Annotated in this window: 16 protein-coding genes; 7 read left to right on the top strand and 9 right to left on the bottom strand. The window is 57.7% G+C overall.

What is annotated here, in order from left to right; translation table 11 throughout:
* The first annotated feature begins 117 nt into the window (after positions 1–117).
* Genes AUC45_RS05580 through AUC45_RS05570 form a run of 3 tightly spaced genes read left to right on the top strand, consistent with a single transcriptional unit; the run spans position 118 to position 2131 of the window.
* Positions 118–570, top strand: a complete 453-nt coding sequence (locus AUC45_RS05580; RefSeq protein ID WP_067599600.1) for a cytochrome c family protein — start codon at positions 118–120, stop codon at positions 568–570.
* A gap of 21 nt (positions 571–591) precedes the next feature.
* The gene (locus AUC45_RS05575; protein ID WP_067599597.1) at positions 592–1527 is read left to right on the top strand and encodes an XdhC family protein; all 936 of its coding nucleotides are present in this window, start codon (positions 592–594) and stop codon (positions 1525–1527) included.
* 1 nt (position 1528) lies between these two features.
* Entirely contained in the window at positions 1529–2131 is a 603-nt protein-coding gene (locus AUC45_RS05570; protein ID WP_067599593.1) for an NTP transferase domain-containing protein, read from the top strand.
* Positions 2132–2163: 32 nt separating this feature from the next.
* Here AUC45_RS05570 and AUC45_RS05565 read toward each other — a convergent pair whose 3' ends face one another.
* The 3 genes from AUC45_RS05565 to AUC45_RS05555 are packed head-to-tail and all read right to left on the bottom strand — an operon-like array spanning position 2164 to position 8884.
* Positions 2164–2349, bottom strand: coding sequence for a hypothetical protein (locus AUC45_RS05565; protein ID WP_067599590.1), 186 nt, complete (start codon positions 2347–2349; stop codon positions 2164–2166).
* Positions 2349–6548 (bottom strand): translocation/assembly module TamB domain-containing protein, encoded by a 4200-nt coding sequence (locus AUC45_RS05560; RefSeq protein ID WP_067603563.1) that lies wholly within the window; start codon positions 6546–6548, stop codon positions 2349–2351. The genes AUC45_RS05565 and AUC45_RS05560 overlap by 1 nt, the downstream gene beginning before the upstream one ends.
* Positions 6549–6559: 11 nt before the next feature.
* Positions 6560–8884, bottom strand: coding sequence for an autotransporter assembly complex family protein (locus AUC45_RS05555; RefSeq protein WP_067599587.1), 2325 nt, complete (start codon positions 8882–8884; stop codon positions 6560–6562).
* Between the two features lie 225 nt (positions 8885–9109).
* Here AUC45_RS05555 and AUC45_RS05550 point away from each other — a divergent pair, with 225 nt between their 5' ends.
* Genes AUC45_RS05550 through AUC45_RS05535 form a run of 4 tightly spaced genes read left to right on the top strand, consistent with a single transcriptional unit; the run spans position 9110 to position 11760 of the window.
* Positions 9110–10324 (top strand): class I SAM-dependent methyltransferase, encoded by a 1215-nt coding sequence (locus tag AUC45_RS05550; RefSeq protein WP_067599584.1) that lies wholly within the window; start codon positions 9110–9112, stop codon positions 10322–10324.
* Positions 10321–10680, top strand: a complete 360-nt coding sequence (locus AUC45_RS05545) for a hypothetical protein (RefSeq protein WP_067603562.1) — start codon at positions 10321–10323, stop codon at positions 10678–10680. Before AUC45_RS05550 ends, AUC45_RS05545 begins: the two co-directional genes overlap by 4 nt.
* A gap of 59 nt (positions 10681–10739) precedes the next feature.
* Positions 10740–11432 (top strand): hypothetical protein, encoded by a 693-nt coding sequence (locus tag AUC45_RS05540; protein WP_067599582.1) that lies wholly within the window; start codon positions 10740–10742, stop codon positions 11430–11432.
* Between the two features lie 13 nt (positions 11433–11445).
* A complete protein-coding gene (locus tag AUC45_RS05535) occupies positions 11446–11760 on the top strand; it encodes a DUF1330 domain-containing protein (RefSeq protein WP_067599579.1) in 315 nt (104 codons plus the stop codon).
* Here AUC45_RS05535 and AUC45_RS05530 read toward each other — a convergent pair.
* From AUC45_RS05530 to AUC45_RS05505, 6 genes are read right to left on the bottom strand one after another with little or no spacing between them, the layout of a single operon-like run.
* Positions 11741–12346 carry a VOC family protein gene (locus AUC45_RS05530; RefSeq protein WP_082700986.1) on the bottom strand — a complete coding sequence of 202 codons (606 nt, stop codon included), beginning with the start codon at positions 12344–12346 and terminating at the stop codon, positions 11741–11743. The two genes, AUC45_RS05535 and AUC45_RS05530, sit on opposite strands and share 20 nt — an antisense overlap.
* Positions 12343–13536 (bottom strand): CaiB/BaiF CoA-transferase family protein, encoded by a 1194-nt coding sequence (locus AUC45_RS05525; RefSeq protein ID WP_067599573.1) that lies wholly within the window; start codon positions 13534–13536, stop codon positions 12343–12345. The genes AUC45_RS05530 and AUC45_RS05525 overlap by 4 nt, the downstream gene beginning before the upstream one ends.
* Entirely contained in the window at positions 13533–14453 is a 921-nt protein-coding gene (locus AUC45_RS05520; RefSeq protein WP_067599569.1) for a hydroxymethylglutaryl-CoA lyase, read from the bottom strand. Before AUC45_RS05520 ends, AUC45_RS05525 begins: the two co-directional genes overlap by 4 nt.
* Positions 14450–15058, bottom strand: a complete 609-nt coding sequence (leuD, locus tag AUC45_RS05515) for a 3-isopropylmalate dehydratase small subunit (RefSeq protein WP_067599566.1) — start codon at positions 15056–15058, stop codon at positions 14450–14452. Before leuD ends, AUC45_RS05520 begins: the two co-directional genes overlap by 4 nt.
* Positions 15055–16437 carry a 3-isopropylmalate dehydratase large subunit gene (locus AUC45_RS05510; protein ID WP_067599552.1) on the bottom strand — a complete coding sequence of 461 codons (1383 nt, stop codon included), beginning with the start codon at positions 16435–16437 and terminating at the stop codon, positions 15055–15057. Before AUC45_RS05510 ends, leuD begins: the two co-directional genes overlap by 4 nt.
* A gap of 10 nt (positions 16438–16447) precedes the next feature.
* Entirely contained in the window at positions 16448–16957 is a 510-nt protein-coding gene (locus AUC45_RS05505; protein ID WP_067599551.1) for a hypothetical protein, read from the bottom strand.
* Between the last annotated feature and the right edge of the window lie 3 nt (positions 16958–16960).

Raw genomic sequence — 16960 nt, 5'->3', positions numbered from 1 at the left:
AATTGAACAGCGTCGTTTGACTAGGTAGCAGATCGCAACGAAATCGAAAATGGGCTTGCAGGTCTGATCAAAAAACTGTGAGTCGATTTTGCGCTGCGGGTGTGGGGAGTAACAGGAATGAAATCGCAAACTATTCTGCTGGCGGGTCTTGCCGCGATAGGCCTCGCGGGATGCAGCTCAGAACCCGAGCCAGAGGTGGAAAAAATCGTCGTGCGTGAGCCAGGCGATCCTCCCGTTCAGTCCAGTGCAGGCTCAAGCGAGGACATGGTCGCTGCCGGAAAAGCCGCCTTCGCGATTTGCGCTGCTTGCCACAATGTCGGGGCTGGCGCAGCATCAGGTGCAGGGCCTCACCTCAACGCAATCATTGGACGGACTGCGGGATCGCTAGATGATTTCGCCTATTCTGATGCGATGGCAGCATCCGGCATTACCTGGGACGAGGTGCAATTGAAGGCCTTTATCGCCGACCCGACGGGAGTGATTCCCGGCACCACTATGGTCTCTGGCGCGGTGGAAGATGCAGAGCAGCGCGCGGCCATTATCGCTTATCTCGCAAGCCTCGAAAGCTGAGCGCAAAGCGATCTGCATCCGATGGACATAAAGCAAGTTTTCGAATTTCTCTCCGAAAAGTTGGGGGCCGGCAAAGGCTGCGTTCTTGTCACCGTTTGCGCGGTCGAGGGATCCTCGATGCGCAATCCGGGAACGCATATGGGCGTTTGCGAGGACGGCAGCTTTGCAGGTTCGCTTTCAGGTGGATGCATTGAGAACGCTGTCATTGCCGAAGCTCAAGCTGCGCTGAAGCAGGGGGATCCGCGATTGGTACGGTTTGGTGCAGGATCGCCCTATATGGATATCAAGCTGCCATGCGGCGGCGGGCTCGACATTCATTTTCAGCCGCTAGAGGGCGCGCAATTTGTCGATGCTTGCCGAAGAGCGATCAATGACCGCAAGCCTTTCTCTGTGCGATTGGGTCTCGGCACTGCTGAGTTCGTCTCTGACTTCCAACGCAGTGAATTTGATCGAACAAGAGAGGCCGGTGTTTTCGGCCATTGGCCCGCGCCGCGATTGCTTATCATTGGGCATGGAGCAGGCGTTCTGGCGCTTGCGCATCTCAGTGAAGCGATGCTGTGCGACGTAAGCGTTCTAACACCGGACGATCAGATTTTTCGGACGCTGAATGCCGCATCGATGGATGTCCAACGCCTTGAAAAGACCAGCGAAACGCAATTGATGACGAGCGATCCGTGGACCGCCATCGTCTTCCTATTTCATGATCACGATTGGGAGACGCTCTTGATGGCGCATGCACTTCAATTGCCGCATTTCTACATTGGCGCGATGGGCGGGCGAAAGGCCCACGCGGTGAGGACCAAGGCGCTTTCAGAGATCGGCGTCAGCGACGAGGCCATCGATACGATCCACGCACCAATTGGTCTGTTTCATTCCTCGCGTGATCCGCAGACGCTGGCGCTCTCCACTCTGAGCCAAGTTATCAGCGTCTATCAGAATACCGATTTCGGCGGATAGTGTGCCCGACGAGTTTCGTCTCGCCATCGCTTTGTTAGCGGCCGGTCAATCGAGGCGGTTCGGTTCAGCGGACAAGCTGGCAGCGCCACTGCTCGGCAAGAAGCTGGGAGTACATGCGGCTGAAACTCTTGCGGATGTGGATGCCGCGCTTCGGCTGGTCGTTGTGCCTAGGTTGGATCATCCGTGCTCGAATGAATGGCGCTCGCTGGGCTTTACACCGCTTGCGAATGCCGATGCGCGTGAAGGAATGGGGTCATCGGTACGGCTTGCCGCGTCGCATGCGCGGAAGGCTGAGGCGGACGCCCTGCTGATCGCTCTGGCTGATATGCCCTTGATCAAAGCACATCATATCAAAGCCTTGATTGATGCGGCAAAGCGCGAAGGGGCCAAGGCGATTTATGCATCGAGTGATGGACGTCGAAAAATGCCGCCGGCCTGCTTTGGGAAGGATCACTTTCAAGCGCTCACCAAGCTGCAAGGCGATGCGGGCGCCCGTGCGATGCTGTCCGATGCAAGGGCAATCAATTGCGAGCCCCAAACGCTGATGGATATTGATGATGCCGACAGTTTGGCTGCTTTGGAGAAGAAACTGAAGGCCGTCTGATCGTTTCGCCGTTTCAAACGACGAGGCAAAAATCAATCGCTATCCGCCGCCTCGTCATTGGTCTCTGCAAGCTCGGCCTCGATGCTCTCAGACAGGTTCTTCATCTCACGCTCCGCCCGGTCAAATCGATCATCAAAGGATCCCTCTGGACCATCGCCGAAAGTGATGCGAGCGACAAATACCACCGCCAGAAACCCGAGGACGAGCGCCGGGCGCATCAATAATCCTTGCGGTATCTGACATTGACATTGGTCCCGACCGCGCCGCCCGCCTGACTCAAGACAGATAGAGCAGGCGTCAGGCTGATTTCCAGCTGTGTGGCGGTAAACCCGCGCGCATCGGTGATGACTTCAACATAGATATCATCGGTGATGTATTGCCCCGCAGCGACCGCTGTTCCGCGCCCGGTGGCTTCATCCGAGCCCAAGATGCGCAGGCGATCAACGCCTGTTGCGGACCGCAAGGTTCCAAGCGGATTAAGCCCGCCGCTGCCCCCACGAAGCGCATTGAGTGACCCCGCAAGCTGTACGGCCTGCAGCGGCGAAAGGTTGGCGACAGAGCTACCGAACAAGATGCGGGACATGATCTCATCCTGCGGCAATCCAGGCGTACTTGAGAAGTTGATTTGCGGCGAATAGGCGCGGCCAGATACGTTCACATTGACCGCGACTTCCTCCACACTCTCGCTCGCGGTGATTGCAATCGTCGGATTGACAGTTTGCCCGCCTGTGAAGCGAATGCGCCCTTGCTGAAGCTCAAAGGAGCGCCCGGCAAAACCAAGCGTCCCGCGAATAAGATCAACCTCGCCCGCCATGCGCGGTTCACCCGATGTCCCGGAAATGCGCAGATCTGCGGACCACTCGCTCTCTAACCCCATGCCGGACACGTAGAGCTTTTCGCCCGCTCTCAAACGGAGATCGAGGCGGATTTCTTCAAGCAGGCTCGCAATCTCAATCTCAGCTTCACTAGGGCGAGATTGGGCATTCGCAGGCGGAGGTTTGAACCGGACGCCGCTCAACTCGGGCACTTCTTCGGCTCCCGGATAACTTAATCGGTATCGGGTTTCAGGAAGCTCAAGAGTGCCGGAAAGCAGTGCCTTTTCACCCTCGCGCTTGGCGAAATTCAACTCGCCCGTAGCGGTGGCGGACAGGGCATCGCTGCGAGCAAGGCGGGCATCGTCCAGCGTGACATCGACATTCATGGGGAAGCCGCGATCAGCAGCGAGGCTTACCGTTCCAGAAGCGGATACCGTGCCGTCACCCGCTCTCGCGTCGAGCTGTTCGATAACCAATTCATCGCCATCAAAGCTGCCGCGAACCGCCATCTGCGAAAGACGCGTGCCATAGGCGAGATTTTCGTAAGTCAGATTTTTACCGCGAATGATGCCAGAAAGGATGGGCTGCGAAACACGGCCTGAAAAATCGGCCGCAATGCCCAGTGCACCAGTCAATTCCTGGTTTTCCTGACCGCTGAGCGAGAACACCGACTCCGCCGGGCCATTATAGCGGACGCCGCCTCCCAGTGGTGCATCAAGCAGACGATCAATCCATGTCCCAGCCGCGGGACCAAGCGGCGCAAGGCTCGCATTCACGCGCCCGATGACGCTGCCGCGCTGGCGGATCACGGCTCGTGCTGCTCCGCCTGATGCCTGCAGTTGACCGATGACATTCACGTCGACTGGCTTGCTCACCGAAGTAGCTGTCGTCCGGGTCAAATCGCTCAATTGCAGGCGCGCATCTGCACGCGGAAAGCTGCCCTCATTCGCTTGGACAAAATCGAGGCTACCAGTTGCCTTTCCATTGATACCAAGGTCGGGCGAGAAGGCGTTGAGAACGCGAAGCTCAATCCCGTCAACGCGGCTTTGGAGCTTGACTGAAGAGCCGAACTCGCCTGCAAGTCGCGCGCTGCCTGACCCAACATTGAGGCGGGTTGGCAACAATTCATATCCATCTTCGCGAGGCAAAATGCGGGCTGGGGAGGCCGTCTCGAATGCCACTTGACGCACATTCCCCTTTATTGCCGCGCTCCATAATTGGGGCTCCAGCTTTGCATTGGCTGCGACGCGGAAGGGCGCGCCATTTTCGCCGGTGGCGACAAGTTTGGCTGTTCCAGTGCCATCGCGATAATCAATGAGCGCGCGCAACGTGTCGATCGAAGTGCCGAAATAGCTAGCATTGGCCAATTGAACGTCGGCAGCGACTTGAGGGCTGTCATAGAGGATGACATTGGCATCGATTATCCCTCGCCCAATGAAAAGCTTCGCGGGACCAGGCAATGTAGTGCCTGTCGATCTCATATTGATCGCTGCCGTCTGGTAGGCGCCTTCACCGCCAAGCCTGACTAATCCGGTAAGGCCGCGCCCGTTTGCGTTAAGTTCGCCTACAAATGGCCCGGCATCGCTCTGACGCATCTCTCCCGTGAACCCGATACCATTCAAGTCGCCTTCGTTGATGGCAAAGACTGTCGGGCCTTGGCTGAGATCGGCGAGCATACTGGCAGTCAGAGGTCCATAATCCGTCGTGCTTTCGAGATCGATTGCGTAGCGATTGTTATCGCCTCGAATGGTTGCCGTGACGTCCGCAAGACCTATGCCCAGACCGGGACTTGCAGCTTTGACCGTAGCGACTGGATTTGTGACGGTCCCGGCCAATTGCAGGCCAAGCGGCCCATAATCGCTCGATACTCCGCTTGCTGTGAGATCAATCTGACCATCAGCGGAATAGCTCCCACGGCCATCGCGCACTTTGAGCAGCGGCGCGGCCAAGCGGAGATTGGAGAAACGCGCGATCCCATCGCTCGAATAGGCAACATCGCTCGAAACGAGCATGTCGCCGCCCAGAAATCCGCGTACGCTTTCATTGGTGAGCCTCGTCGATCGCGCCTGCACTGCGCCTGCGAGCGCATATCGGCCATCATCTGTCGCCTCGAGGTCGACGTCGCTCGTGATGTCAAAAAGGCCAACGCTCTCCAAGCGGTAATCATCCAGACGGCCATTGATCGCGCCGCCATATCGGCCCGCGCCTGCGTCGGCGAGCAGTGTCACGCGGGCATCGATCCGCGGCGATTGGAGCCTCAGATTATCGGACAGGATGCGCGGCCATCTGACCAACACGTCGCCATCGAGCGAGATATCGGAAAGTGCGCCACCGGCGGCTGTATCGAGGCCGGTGATACGGGCAAGATTGGCCGATACAGGGACGATCATATTGGCGGGATCGACCGTGGTCTCTCCGCGCGCTTCAATCCCCTCCATCCCGATATCATTGACGTTCAGCCGCTCAGCGCGGATGTCATAGGCGAGATTGGGTCGGGTGAATTTGCCATCCAAGGTAAGCAAAGCTTGCAATCCGGCCCCGCGCAAATCAGGCGCGATCGTCGATGGTTCAAGCAGTCTGAAATCGGCTTTGAAAGAGTCGAAAGTGTTGTCTGACAGATCGACCAGCCCATTTGTTGAGAGCTCGAATGCATCGCTGAAGAGCTGACCATCGACTTGGGCGGATCGCTCAGCTAGCGCTGCTTCCAAATTGAGCAGGGTTCGCTCGCCCAGGAGCTGTGCTGTTGCATCGGGCGCAAACTTGGCGAGGCGTAAGTCACCTTTTGCCCCGAATGTCCCGTCGCGTGCGGATAGGGTGAGGGCCGTCAGATCTTCCCCGCCAAAGGTGGAATTGAGAGTGCCGTCCCACTTCGCCCAGTCGCCTTCGCCTTTGAGCGTTGCAGAAAGCGGCTCTTGCAATCCTGCGATTGCGGCGATCACCCCGTTGGCAGGCGCATCAACGGTCAGGGCGAGGTCGAGCCGGTTATTTTCTGGCACAGCATCTAGCAGTAGCGTTGCCACATCTCCCGCCTCACTCGCCGCATCCAGCGCCACTTCGGCCCGGCGATCTGCGATATGCGCTTCGCCCGAAAGATTGGCGGTAGTCTCGGTGCCTGTGACATTGGGAGCGACAATCAGCTCGCCTATCTCAAAGCGATCAATATCGATGTCGTAGTCAGGCAGCAGGGGCGCATCGCTCGGCGGAGTTTCATTGAATTCTGGGACCCGCGAGAATGTAGCCGTCTCTGCCGTCAGCGCTTCTATGTCGATATGGCTGGAGATGAATTTGAACGGGTTCCAATCCAGCGACACTTCGGGTGAAGCGAGGAAGACGCCTTGCGGATCGGACAAGGTGAAATCGCGGATGATTAGATCGCCGTAGAGCGAGCCTTCAAGAGAGCCGATCCCGATTTGGAGGCCATTCTCGAATTCGAGTGCCTCAATCTGGTCTTTAACAAAGCCGCGGCCTGACGAAGTGTTGAGCGCAACAAGCGCGATGCCAACAATCACCACGAGCGCAACGATCGCGGCCAGCACACCGATGGCGATCCGCTTTGGCCATGAGCGGCTCACCTTTCCCTCATTTTCGGATTCTTGTGTCACCAGAGCGTCCATCAGAAAGCCTGCCCAATGGAAACATACACGTTAATCCGGCTCTCGCCCTCGCGCCGATTGATTGGAGTTGCAACATCGAGGCGGAGTGGGCCGAAATTGGTATAAAAGCGCCCCCCAATGCCAGCGCCGAAGCGGATATCGGACAATTGCGGCAAGGACTGCGTGTAGACTTGTCCCGCGTCGACAAAAGCGACAACGCCATAGTCGCCGAAGCGATACCGAACTTCCGCGGCAGCCTCGACTACGCTGCGTCCGCCGATGGGAGTGATTAGAAACTCGTCTACTGTCTCCTCGGGGTCTGTTGGATCGAAATTGTCATTGGGAACCAGGACTTTGGGGCCCAATTGCTGGAAGCCAAATCCGCGCACCGATCCTCCCCCGCCGGCATAAAGCCTGCGCGAAGGAGCGATATCCACGCGGTCAGCACCTTGGATCGTACCCACCTTGGCCCGCCCTGCGAGAACGAAATTGTCGCTAATGGGATAATATGCGGTGCTGTCGAAAACAGCGCGGACATAGGGCGTGAAGCCACCATCGACAGAGACTTCAGGCTGGACAAGGGCACCGAGCCTGAAACCCTGTGTCGGATTAAGCAGATCGTCTGAGGTATCGAACCCGATCTGGCCTGTTAGCGCGCCGATGAAATACGTTTCGTCAACTGTGTCGCCTAGTTCCGAGTCAAACGCTTCTTCGACACTTGCAATTGCTTCAATGCCAACTGAGTAAGTGATCAGTTTTTGCCAGATTGGCGTCGAGATATAGGAATATTGCAAACCCACTCGTCCCGTAAGCGCTTCAAACGCATCAAAGTTTGAGCGCAATCCATTGACGCCGATCTCGAAAGTCCGATCTCGCTGACCGGCATTGGCGCGGCGGAAGTTGACGCCGCCACCTTGCTCCCTCGTGCCGGCCACCAGAGATGCTGAAAGCGCACCTTCGGGCGGGAAGAGATTGCGGTGCGTCCAGCTTCCTTCGAGGCGAAAACCCTGTCCGGTGCCAAATCCGAAGCTACCAGCGATAGTGCGCGGCGGGCCTGCGGTTTGATCGACTGCGATGTTGACGTATTCGGTGCCGTCTTCTGCCGGTTCGCCCGTGCGCTCTGGCGTCACGCTGACTGTGCTGAAAAGGCCGGTTGCGACCAATGCTTTTCGAAGGTCATCCAGTTCGCGGCTATCGAACAATTCCCCGCGCTTAAATCGGGCAATCTCGGCGACGTGGTCTGCGCCAAAGGCAGTCTCACCGCGAGCCACGAAGCCGCCGATGCGCGCTCTTGGTCCGATCTCAACCGGCAACGTGTAGTCCCCCGTCGCCGTTGTCGGATCGAGCAGGATATCTCGCTGACCGAGCTCAGCAAATGGATAGCCATTTTCCGGAAGCACTGTCGCAATCAAAGCCTCATTCGCGAGAATGCGCGAGGCGATTATTGGTTCATCGACCTTGAGCGCGACGTTGTCATCGATCAGGCCGGGCGGCACAGTCTCATCAGCATCAATCGTTACCGATGAAAGGGTGAAGCGTTTTCCGGGCTCGACATTTATGAAGGCGGTGGCACTGGGGTTCTCAAGATCGTCGGATCGCTCAATCCGGGTCGTGACTGTGGGTTGATACCAGCCTTCCGACTTTAAAAGCCGCTGGATGAGCAGGCTGTCTTCTGAAAGGCGCGCGCGCAGCATTGCGTAATTTGCTGCTTCCCCGTCACCTTCCTCGAGCGAGGACAGGCGCTCGAATTCCGCTTCAAGATCGAAGTTGGTTGCGGTGTCGGCTGTACCCAAGCCAGCCAACTCTACTTTGTAGTCTATCTCGCTTTCGGGCTCGGAGGTGTCGTCAACAGCCTCCGCCAGTTCCACCTGCTGCACTTCGAATTGGTCAATAGGGGTGAGCGGCCTTGTCAATTCGGCATCGCGGATCGGCGCATCGCTGATTTCTTCGGACGCATCGCCATCAGCAAGTTCGGGAAGCTGAGAGACGACGGCGCTATTCTCATCTGCCGGAGAAGTCTGTTCCTGTTCATAAAACTGTCGTTCAAATTCCGCGATGGATTCAAGCTCACTTTCCAGCTCTTCATCGTCGAGAATGAGATCGGGAATAGCCGTGTTGAATTCTTCATCCGAAATGACAGGCTCAACTTCCGGCAATTGCGCGTCCTCGGGCGGCTCAGGCAAATCGAGCCCGCCTGCCTCCACCGCATCCTGTGCCGGTTGCGGCGGGTTATCTTGGGCAAAAAGCGGGTGAGACATCGACAGAGCAAAGACCAAGGCCGCTGGTCGTGTCATCATCAAGATCGGCGTATCGCGAATGGTTTTTCTGTTCTTAGCTTGGCGCATTTTGCACCGCGTTAGGCCCTTAACGTGCGCGCCAAAAGGGGGTTCCGTTCTTGCGCTATGTCAAGCAAATCGACTGGCCTTGTTTTCCGCACACTTTGCAACGCGTCTCAATTGATGCGAACGCCCACATTCGACCGGATCAAATAGGTCAAGTCGCACGTTTGGATTGACAACAATACTGGGCATTGGCAAATTTGTCCGGACAACTTTAGCAAGAGCAGAGCCATGGCATCCGATCTTCCCCCACCTTACACCGCGCTCACCCGCCATCCCATGATGCCGCGCACCAATCATGATGAGGCGGCGCGGTTCAATTTCCTCACGCATTTCAATCGCTTCCTGTCTGGCGGCATCGGGGCTGGGAATAAGATCGCTTATGACAAGCAGGTGCTGCCGCAATTCCGCGCAGAGCACGGGCGCGATCCGGAGCATCGCTATGAAATTCGCGATGCCATGAACCAGAACGATTGGCACCGCATTTGGTCAGCCTTGAAGCGCAATTCGATGGAGATGCGCCAGCACAATGGCAGGCAGGCAGTGCTGCGCCAGCTTGATGAGCTTGATGCGATGGCCAAGCAGTATAACGAGCACTCAGGCATGCTCGAACTTGATCCATCGGTTGAGCAGCCGCATTACCAGACCGCCGTTGATATTCATTGCCAGCCTGGCGGATACCATAGCGAAGAACGACCCGACGACGTCACCGTCGGCGCGAACTATGATATCGGCCTGTTTGCGACCACTGGCGGCGCTCTTGGAGGATTGAACGATGGCGGCGGCGTTGCTGTTGTGGAGTGGGCGAAGAAAGAGCGGCCCGATTGGCAGCCAAAACGCATTCTCGATATCGGCTGCACGGTCGGCCACAATGCGGTTCCGATCGCGCAGGCGTATCCCGATGCGGAAGTGATCGCGATCGACACGGCCGCTGCGAGCTTGCGCTACGGCGCAGCGCGCGCGGCGGCGATGGGCGTCACCAACATCAAGTTTGTTCAGGCCTCGGGCGAAGATCTGTCTCGCTGGGACGATGGCTCGTTCGATTGGGTGCAGACGACCATGTTCCTGCATGAACTTTCATCCAAGGCGATGCCCAAACTGCTGGCAGAGGCGAACCGCGTGCTCGCACCTGGTGGATTGATCCTGCACATCGAACAACCGCAATATTCCGATGAAATGCCGCTGTTTGAGCAGTTCATGCGTGATTGGGATGCGTTCAACAATAACGAACCGTTCTGGTCAGCGATGCACGGTCAGGACCTGAAGCAGGTCATGGCAGAGGCAGGCTTTCCGCACGACTGCCAGTTTATTGCGGGAGTTCGGGCCGTGGTTGATCCTGAGATATTCCCTCCATCACCCGATGAAGGAGAGGAGGATTTCGGCCGCGCGGCAATCTGGAACGCTTATGGCGCATGGAAACCTGCCGAACAGGCGGTCGCAGCATGAACGAAGACTTCGACTGGGTCGCGGCGTCGGGCCGCAGAGCCAAAGGCAAACGGCCTGAATACTTCGACGATCCGGCGCTCGATCGGCTTTATTCCACCGTATTCGCGTTGGCCGCTGAAGTATCCGCGTTGCGCGAGAGGCAGGATACTGTCGAGCGTTTGCTCGATGCGAAAGGCACGATCAATCGCGAGGATATCGAAACCTATCAACCGGACCGCGCTGCGGGCGAAGAGCGCGGGTTAGCCACACGCGCCTACGTTTCGCGGATCATGCGCGGTTTTCAGCAGCACGTTGAAGCGATGGAGGCGGAAGATCCGCCAATTATGGAGATCGTGGAGAAGCTAGCGCGGGAATAGACTGAATTTACCCAAGCGCGAACGGGTGGGGTCCTGTTTTCGCTTGATGAGGAGGGATCATGGAATTTCTGTACTTGAACGAACTCAGCATTCTACGCTGGGTTCACATCCTTGCGATGGTGTATTGGCTTGGCGGTGAATGGGGCGTCTTTCAGACAAGCTATCACGTGACCAATCCCGCGCTGTCATTGGAAGAGCGCAAGCGGCATATGGAAACCGCTTACCGCATCGATATCCTTGCCCGCACTGGCATTGTCCTGCTGCTGCCCTTGGGTCTTCACATGGGCAAGATATACGGTTTTGTGCCTATGCTCGAAGGATCAGGTGTGTGGTGGATGTGGCTGTTCTTTGCAGTATGGTTGGCGATGACGTGGACAGCCTTCCTGAAGCGCGAAACCGATGTCGGCATTGCCGTCACCAAAGCTGAGGAATGGCTGCGCTATCCCTTGATTGCTGCGCTTCTAATCACCGCATTTATGGCCTTTAACGGAACCGGCCCGATCCAATCGGGCGAGGGCAGCGATTGGTATCCAGCGAAGATGGCCCTTTATGCCTTTGCGCTTTGCATTGGGCTGTTCCTGCGGCTTGTCATGCGGCGTTGGACGGAGCGGTTTCGCATTCTTGCCATGGGGCCTGACGCCGAACAGGAAGCCGCGCTTGCCAAGGAGATCGGCCTCGCCCGAATTTCGGCCTATATCTACTGGGTCACCATCGCGTCTGTCTGCTTCCTCGGTGCGGTGAAGCCCTTCTAATGGAGACTGCCGAATGCCCGCCTACATGATCGTCACCGCCTCCATTCATGACCGCGAGAAGTTTATCTCCGGCTATGGCCCGGCTGCGGCGGAGCTGATCGGAAAATTCGGCGGAGAATATCTGCTGCGTGGTCCCGGCGCGGAATTGCTCGAAGGTGACTTTGGTGAAGGCGCCGGGATGGTGATCTCCAAATGGCCCGACAAGGACGCGGCGAAAGCCTTTTACAACAGCCCGGAATATGCTGAGGTCAAGAAACTGCGTGATGGGCTCGCCGATTGCCAGATCCTGCTGATCGACGGGCCAGATATCATTCCAGTATCTGATTGAGCTCGATCAGAATGCCGTCGGGATCAAAGAAATTGCATCCCATCACGCGAATATCCGGACCGCCATCGCGGCCTGGATAGACTTGCAAACGCGCCTCGGCAGTGAATGCCACGCCCGGCACTGATTTCGCCGCCTCGCAGCGCCCTTCAACGTCGTCAGTGTTGAGAATGATCACGACATCGCCCGGTCCCATCCGCGTGGGATAGTCCTCTGCCGGGATGGCGGGTTCGACCCACTCCATCAGGCCAATCCATCCGACCCATGGGTCATTGGCATTAAGCAGCACAAGCCGCGCCGTTGCGCCCGGCTCGCCTGCTGGCAGAGCAACGCCAGATGTCGTGACGGTGGTGTCGTAATTGATCTCCAGCCCGATGACATCACGATAGAGAGCGAGGCTTTTCTCGATATCGCGCACGATGATGGTCGTCCGCCGCACATCGGTGGGGAGGCGTTCTTGCGGGGCATCAACGCCAGCAGCGACCGGAGCGGAACCCACCGCTGAACGCGGCTCGCTGCTATTGTCGATATCGACAACGCATCCAGTCAAACTGGCGGCGGCCAAAGCTGCGAAAACGTGTCTCATCATTTGCTTTCCCCCACTGCTCCGGTGCCTATTAGCGCCTCGGCCTTTTCTGCATCGTACCCCAGACTTTCCAAAACCGCGCGCGCATCAGCCCCTGGCTGCGGCAGTTTCTGCGGTTCGCCGATCCTTTTGCCGTCCATTTCCAGCGGGATAGTGGGCAGGCGCACTTCGGTGCCATCATCAAGCGTCACATCTTCCAGCCCGCCTTCAGCCAAATGCGGATCATCAAACATGTCTTCGGGCTTGCCAATAGGGGCAAAGGGGAGGCCCGATCCATCCAGTTTCTCGATCACTTCAGCTGCCGTCATGGTGCTGATCAGGTCGCGTATCTGCGGAATGATACGGTCGCGCGCTTTGACGCGCTCGTTGTTCTCGCGAAGGCTCTCGTCGGCCCACAAACCATCAAGCGCGAAAAGCTTGCAGAATTTCTCCCACAAGGCATCGGTGACAACGCCGATAAACACAGGTTCGTCCTTGGTCTCAAACACGTCGTATATCGCCCATGCGGATACACGTGCGGGCATGGGAGCGGCTGGAGTGCCGGTGACGGCAAATTGCGCCATGTGTTGCCCGACGAGGTAGATGGTTGTTTCAAAAAGCGAGGCAGTGACTTTCTGACCTTTCCCTGTGCGATGACGCTGTTCGAGAGCTGCCAAGATGCCGATCACGCCAAACATGCCGCCCGTCACATCAATGACGCTGGCCCCTGCTCGCGTGGGCTTGCCCGGCTGGCCGGTCATATAGGCCAGCCCGCCCATCATCTGCGCGACTTCATCAAGAGCGGTGCGGTTTTCATATGGGCCAGGGAGAAAACCTTTCTCAGAGCAATAGATCAGCCGTTCGTTGCGCGCGGCGCAGCTTTCATAGTCGAGCCCGAGCCGATCCAGCGCGCCGGGGCGAAAGTTTTCGACCAGCACATCGGCCTTGTCGATCAGGTCTTTCGCAACCGAGAGACCCTCTTCGGATTTGAGATTGAGGCAGATCGATTGTTTGCCCCGATTGTACATCGGGAAATAGCCTGCGCCCGATCCCAGCAGTCGGCGCGTTCGGTCCCCTCCGATCGGTTCCACCCGAACGATCTCTGCGCCAAGTCCTGCAAGGATGTGACCAACCGTTGGCCCCATCACCATGTGGGTGAATTCGACAACCTTGATCCCGGCGAGGGGTTGCGGGCCAGAGGCTCCGTCACTCATGCTGCGATCCTCTGCGCGTAATCCTTCATCGGACCAGCATCGGGCGTAAAGCCGTAGAGCGGCTCGCCCGGCAGCGCTTCTTCGACAACGGCGCGCACTTGCAGCAGCTTTTTCAGATCAATTCCCGTAGAATAACCCATCGAATTGAGCATCAGAACGAGGTCTTCGGTAACGAGATTGCCACTGGCCCCCGGCGCAAAAGGACATCCGCCAAGCCCGCCCAGCGAAGCATCAAATGTGGTGATCCCTTCCTCAAGTCCCGCGACCACATTCGCAAGGCCAAGTCCTCGAGTGTTGTGGAGGTGCAGGGTTGTGAGCATTTTGTCGCCCACCGCCGCCTTCACCTTGCGCGTGAGGCGGCGCACCTGCGCAGGGTCGGCATAGCCTGTGGTGTCCGAAAGGCTGAATTCCATCGCGCCTGCCTCGGCTGCTTTTTCCGCAAGGCTGACCACCTGATCTTCGGCCACTGCGCCTTCCATGGTGCAGCCGAACGCGGTGGAAAGACCAACAGCGAAGTGGATGCCGTGGTCTTTCGCGATGGCGGCAGCCTTGGCGATCTCTTCCAGCATGGCCGGGTGATCTTTGCGCACATTCTTGATTGAATGCGTCTCGCTCATCGAAAAGGGGATGCTCATGCCATCGACACCAGCATTGGCAGCGAACTCAGCGCCTTTGGCATTGGGTACGAGGGTGACCACCGTCAGGCCTTCAATCCCCTTCGCAAATACCACCAATTCGGCAGTATCCGCCATTTGCGGCAGCAGTTTGGGTGGCACGAAGCTTCCCACCTCGATCTCCTTCACGCCAGCCGCTGCTTCGGCTGCGATCCAGCGTTTTTTGGCATCGAGCGGCATCACCCTGTCGATTGATTGCAGACCATCGCGCAGGCCGACTTCTGATACGAGTATGTCTGTCATCGGGAGTGCTCCAAATACACCCAAGGCCGCGCGGGTTTATCGGCGTTGAGCCATTCTTGAATGGCGCCAGCTTGGGTGAGTGTGAGATCGATTGCATCGAGGCCGTGGGCAAGCATTTGCTTTGCTTCCGCTTCGATATCGAATGAATGGGTCGCGCCATCGCTAGTGACCGTTTGGGCTTCGAGGTCGATGGTTACTTCGCATGCGGCAAAATGCTCCACCACATCGCGGGGGAGGGCTATGGGAAGGATGAAATTGCGCACGCAATTGCCGCGAAAGATGGGGGCGAAACTCTCCGCAATGATGGCTTTGATGCCGAATTCGGCCAGAGCCCAAACGGCGTGTTCGCGGCTCGATCCGCACCCGAAATTTGCGCTTGCCAGCAACAGCTTGGCATCGCGATACTCGGGCTGATTGAGAACGAAATCGGGGTTCTCAATGCGCGCATCGGCATCAGTGTATCGCCACGGGGCGAACATTCCCTCGGCCAACCCATCGCGGCCCGTGGTGCGCATTTCGCGGCTTGGGATGATCATGTCGGTATCGACATTGTCGCGAATGAGCGGCGCGGCAAGCGCGGTAAAGGGCTGGGGGAAAGCGCTCATGCTGCCGCCTCCCTTGATCGCGCATACTCACGCGGATCGGCAATCGCGCCTGCAATCGCGCTTGCTGCGACCGTTTCGGGAGAGGCGATGTGGGTGCGGATACCGGGACCTTGACGGCCTTCGAAATTGCGGTTGGTGCTGGAAATGGTGCGGCTGCATTCGGGAAAGCCTTCACCACCTGCGTAAAAGCACAAAGAGCACCCGCTCATCCGCCACTCAAACCCGGCTGCTTCGAAGATCTTATCCAGACCTTCTGCCTCCGCCTGCCGTTTCACGCCAAGAGAGCCGGGGACGACCAGTGCCTTCTTGATCGAAGAGGCAATACGGCGTCCTTCAAGGATCGCAGCCGCGCGGCGCAGGTCCGAGATACGGCTGTTGGTGCAGCTTCCAATAAACGCAGCATCGAGAGACGTGCCAGCCAATGCATCGCCCGCAGCAAGACCCATGTAGTCATGCGCACGGGCAGGGCCTTCGGGCACCTTCTGGTCAATCGCGATAGTGTGTTCTGGGCTCGTCCCCCAGCTTACCATCGGAGCAATCGACGCGGCATCTATAATGATCTCACGATCGAAAGACGCGCCGGTATCGCTGTGCAGCGTCTGCCAGTGGGGATCGCTGAAATCCGCAGGTGCGTATGGCCGAGCTGTCAGATACTCAAAAGTCTTTGCGTCAGGAGCAATGATCCCGGTCATCGCACTGAATTCGGTTGCCATATTGCACAGCGTCATGCGCGCTTCCATGTCGAGTGCTTTGACCGCGTCGCCTGCAAATTCGACCACATGGCCAGCACCGCCGCCCGCGCCATGGCGAGCGATTACTGTGAGGATCATATCCTTGGCCGTCACGCCAAAGCCCAGTCCGCCATCAAACCGGACGCGCATCGTCTTGGGCCGTTCGAGCCTCAGCGTGCCTGTCACCATCGCGTGCTCAGCCTCGGATGAGCCAATGCCCCATGCAAGCGCTCCGAAAGCGCCTTGTGTGCAAGTGTGGCTATCTGGCGCGACCAATGTGAGACCCGGTAGTACAATGCCCTGTTCGGGCGAAATCACATGCACGATACCCTGATCGCGGTCGTTCACATCAAACAATGTGATCCCGGCCGCTTTGCACGCGGCGCGTGTTTCGGTGATGAAGCCTTCGCCGCCCTGCATCAACGTCCCATCGCCGCGCCCGATCCGCGTATCGACAATGTGATCCATCACTGCAAAGACGCGCGCCGGATCAAGCACCTTGCGGCCCATTTCGGCCATGCGGTTAAGCGCTGCAGCGCCGGTGCGTTCATGCAGGAACACCCTGTCGATAGCGATCAGTGACGAACCACCCTGCGCTTTCGCGACAGTGTGTGCGTCCCAGATTTTGTCGAACAGTGTCCTCGCCATGATGTCCTATCTAAGCAGTCTCTTTCATCTCGGCATCAACCGCGCGCCAATCCTTGGTGACGAACGTCTCCTGAATTGCTGTGCGCGTTTCAAGCACTCCGTCGCGGATCCAGTGCCAGGTGCGGCACCGGTTCTGTCCGTCATCAGAGATCTGGATTTGCTCGTAAAGATAGAGCGATGGGTCACCAGTGCGCTGCCAATACAGCATCATTGTGCGGTTATATTCATCGAGCGGCACTTCTGCAGCCCACCCTTGGATCAGATCATTGTCCCACCAGATCCGGCCATCACGATACCTCGCGGGAAAATCGCGGACCTCTTTTTTTCCATTGGGCCAGGTGTAGTGATTGGTCTGGTGGTAGGGAATGTCATCCTTCCCCGTCATCCGGCACAGCAAGCGGCTGGCATGCTGATCGATCATTTCATCCTTGGCGTTGAAATAGGTGTAAGTGCCATCCCAGACGCCCTCATGGCGCGCCAGCAACGGCATTCTTTCGGAAAATTCGGCAAAAGTCGTCATGGG

Origin of the sequence: Erythrobacter sp. YT30, assembly GCF_001542875.1 — a bacterium.
GTDB lineage: Bacteria > Pseudomonadota > Alphaproteobacteria > Sphingomonadales > Sphingomonadaceae > Erythrobacter.
This window is presented reverse-complemented; position numbering and strand designations above follow the sequence as displayed.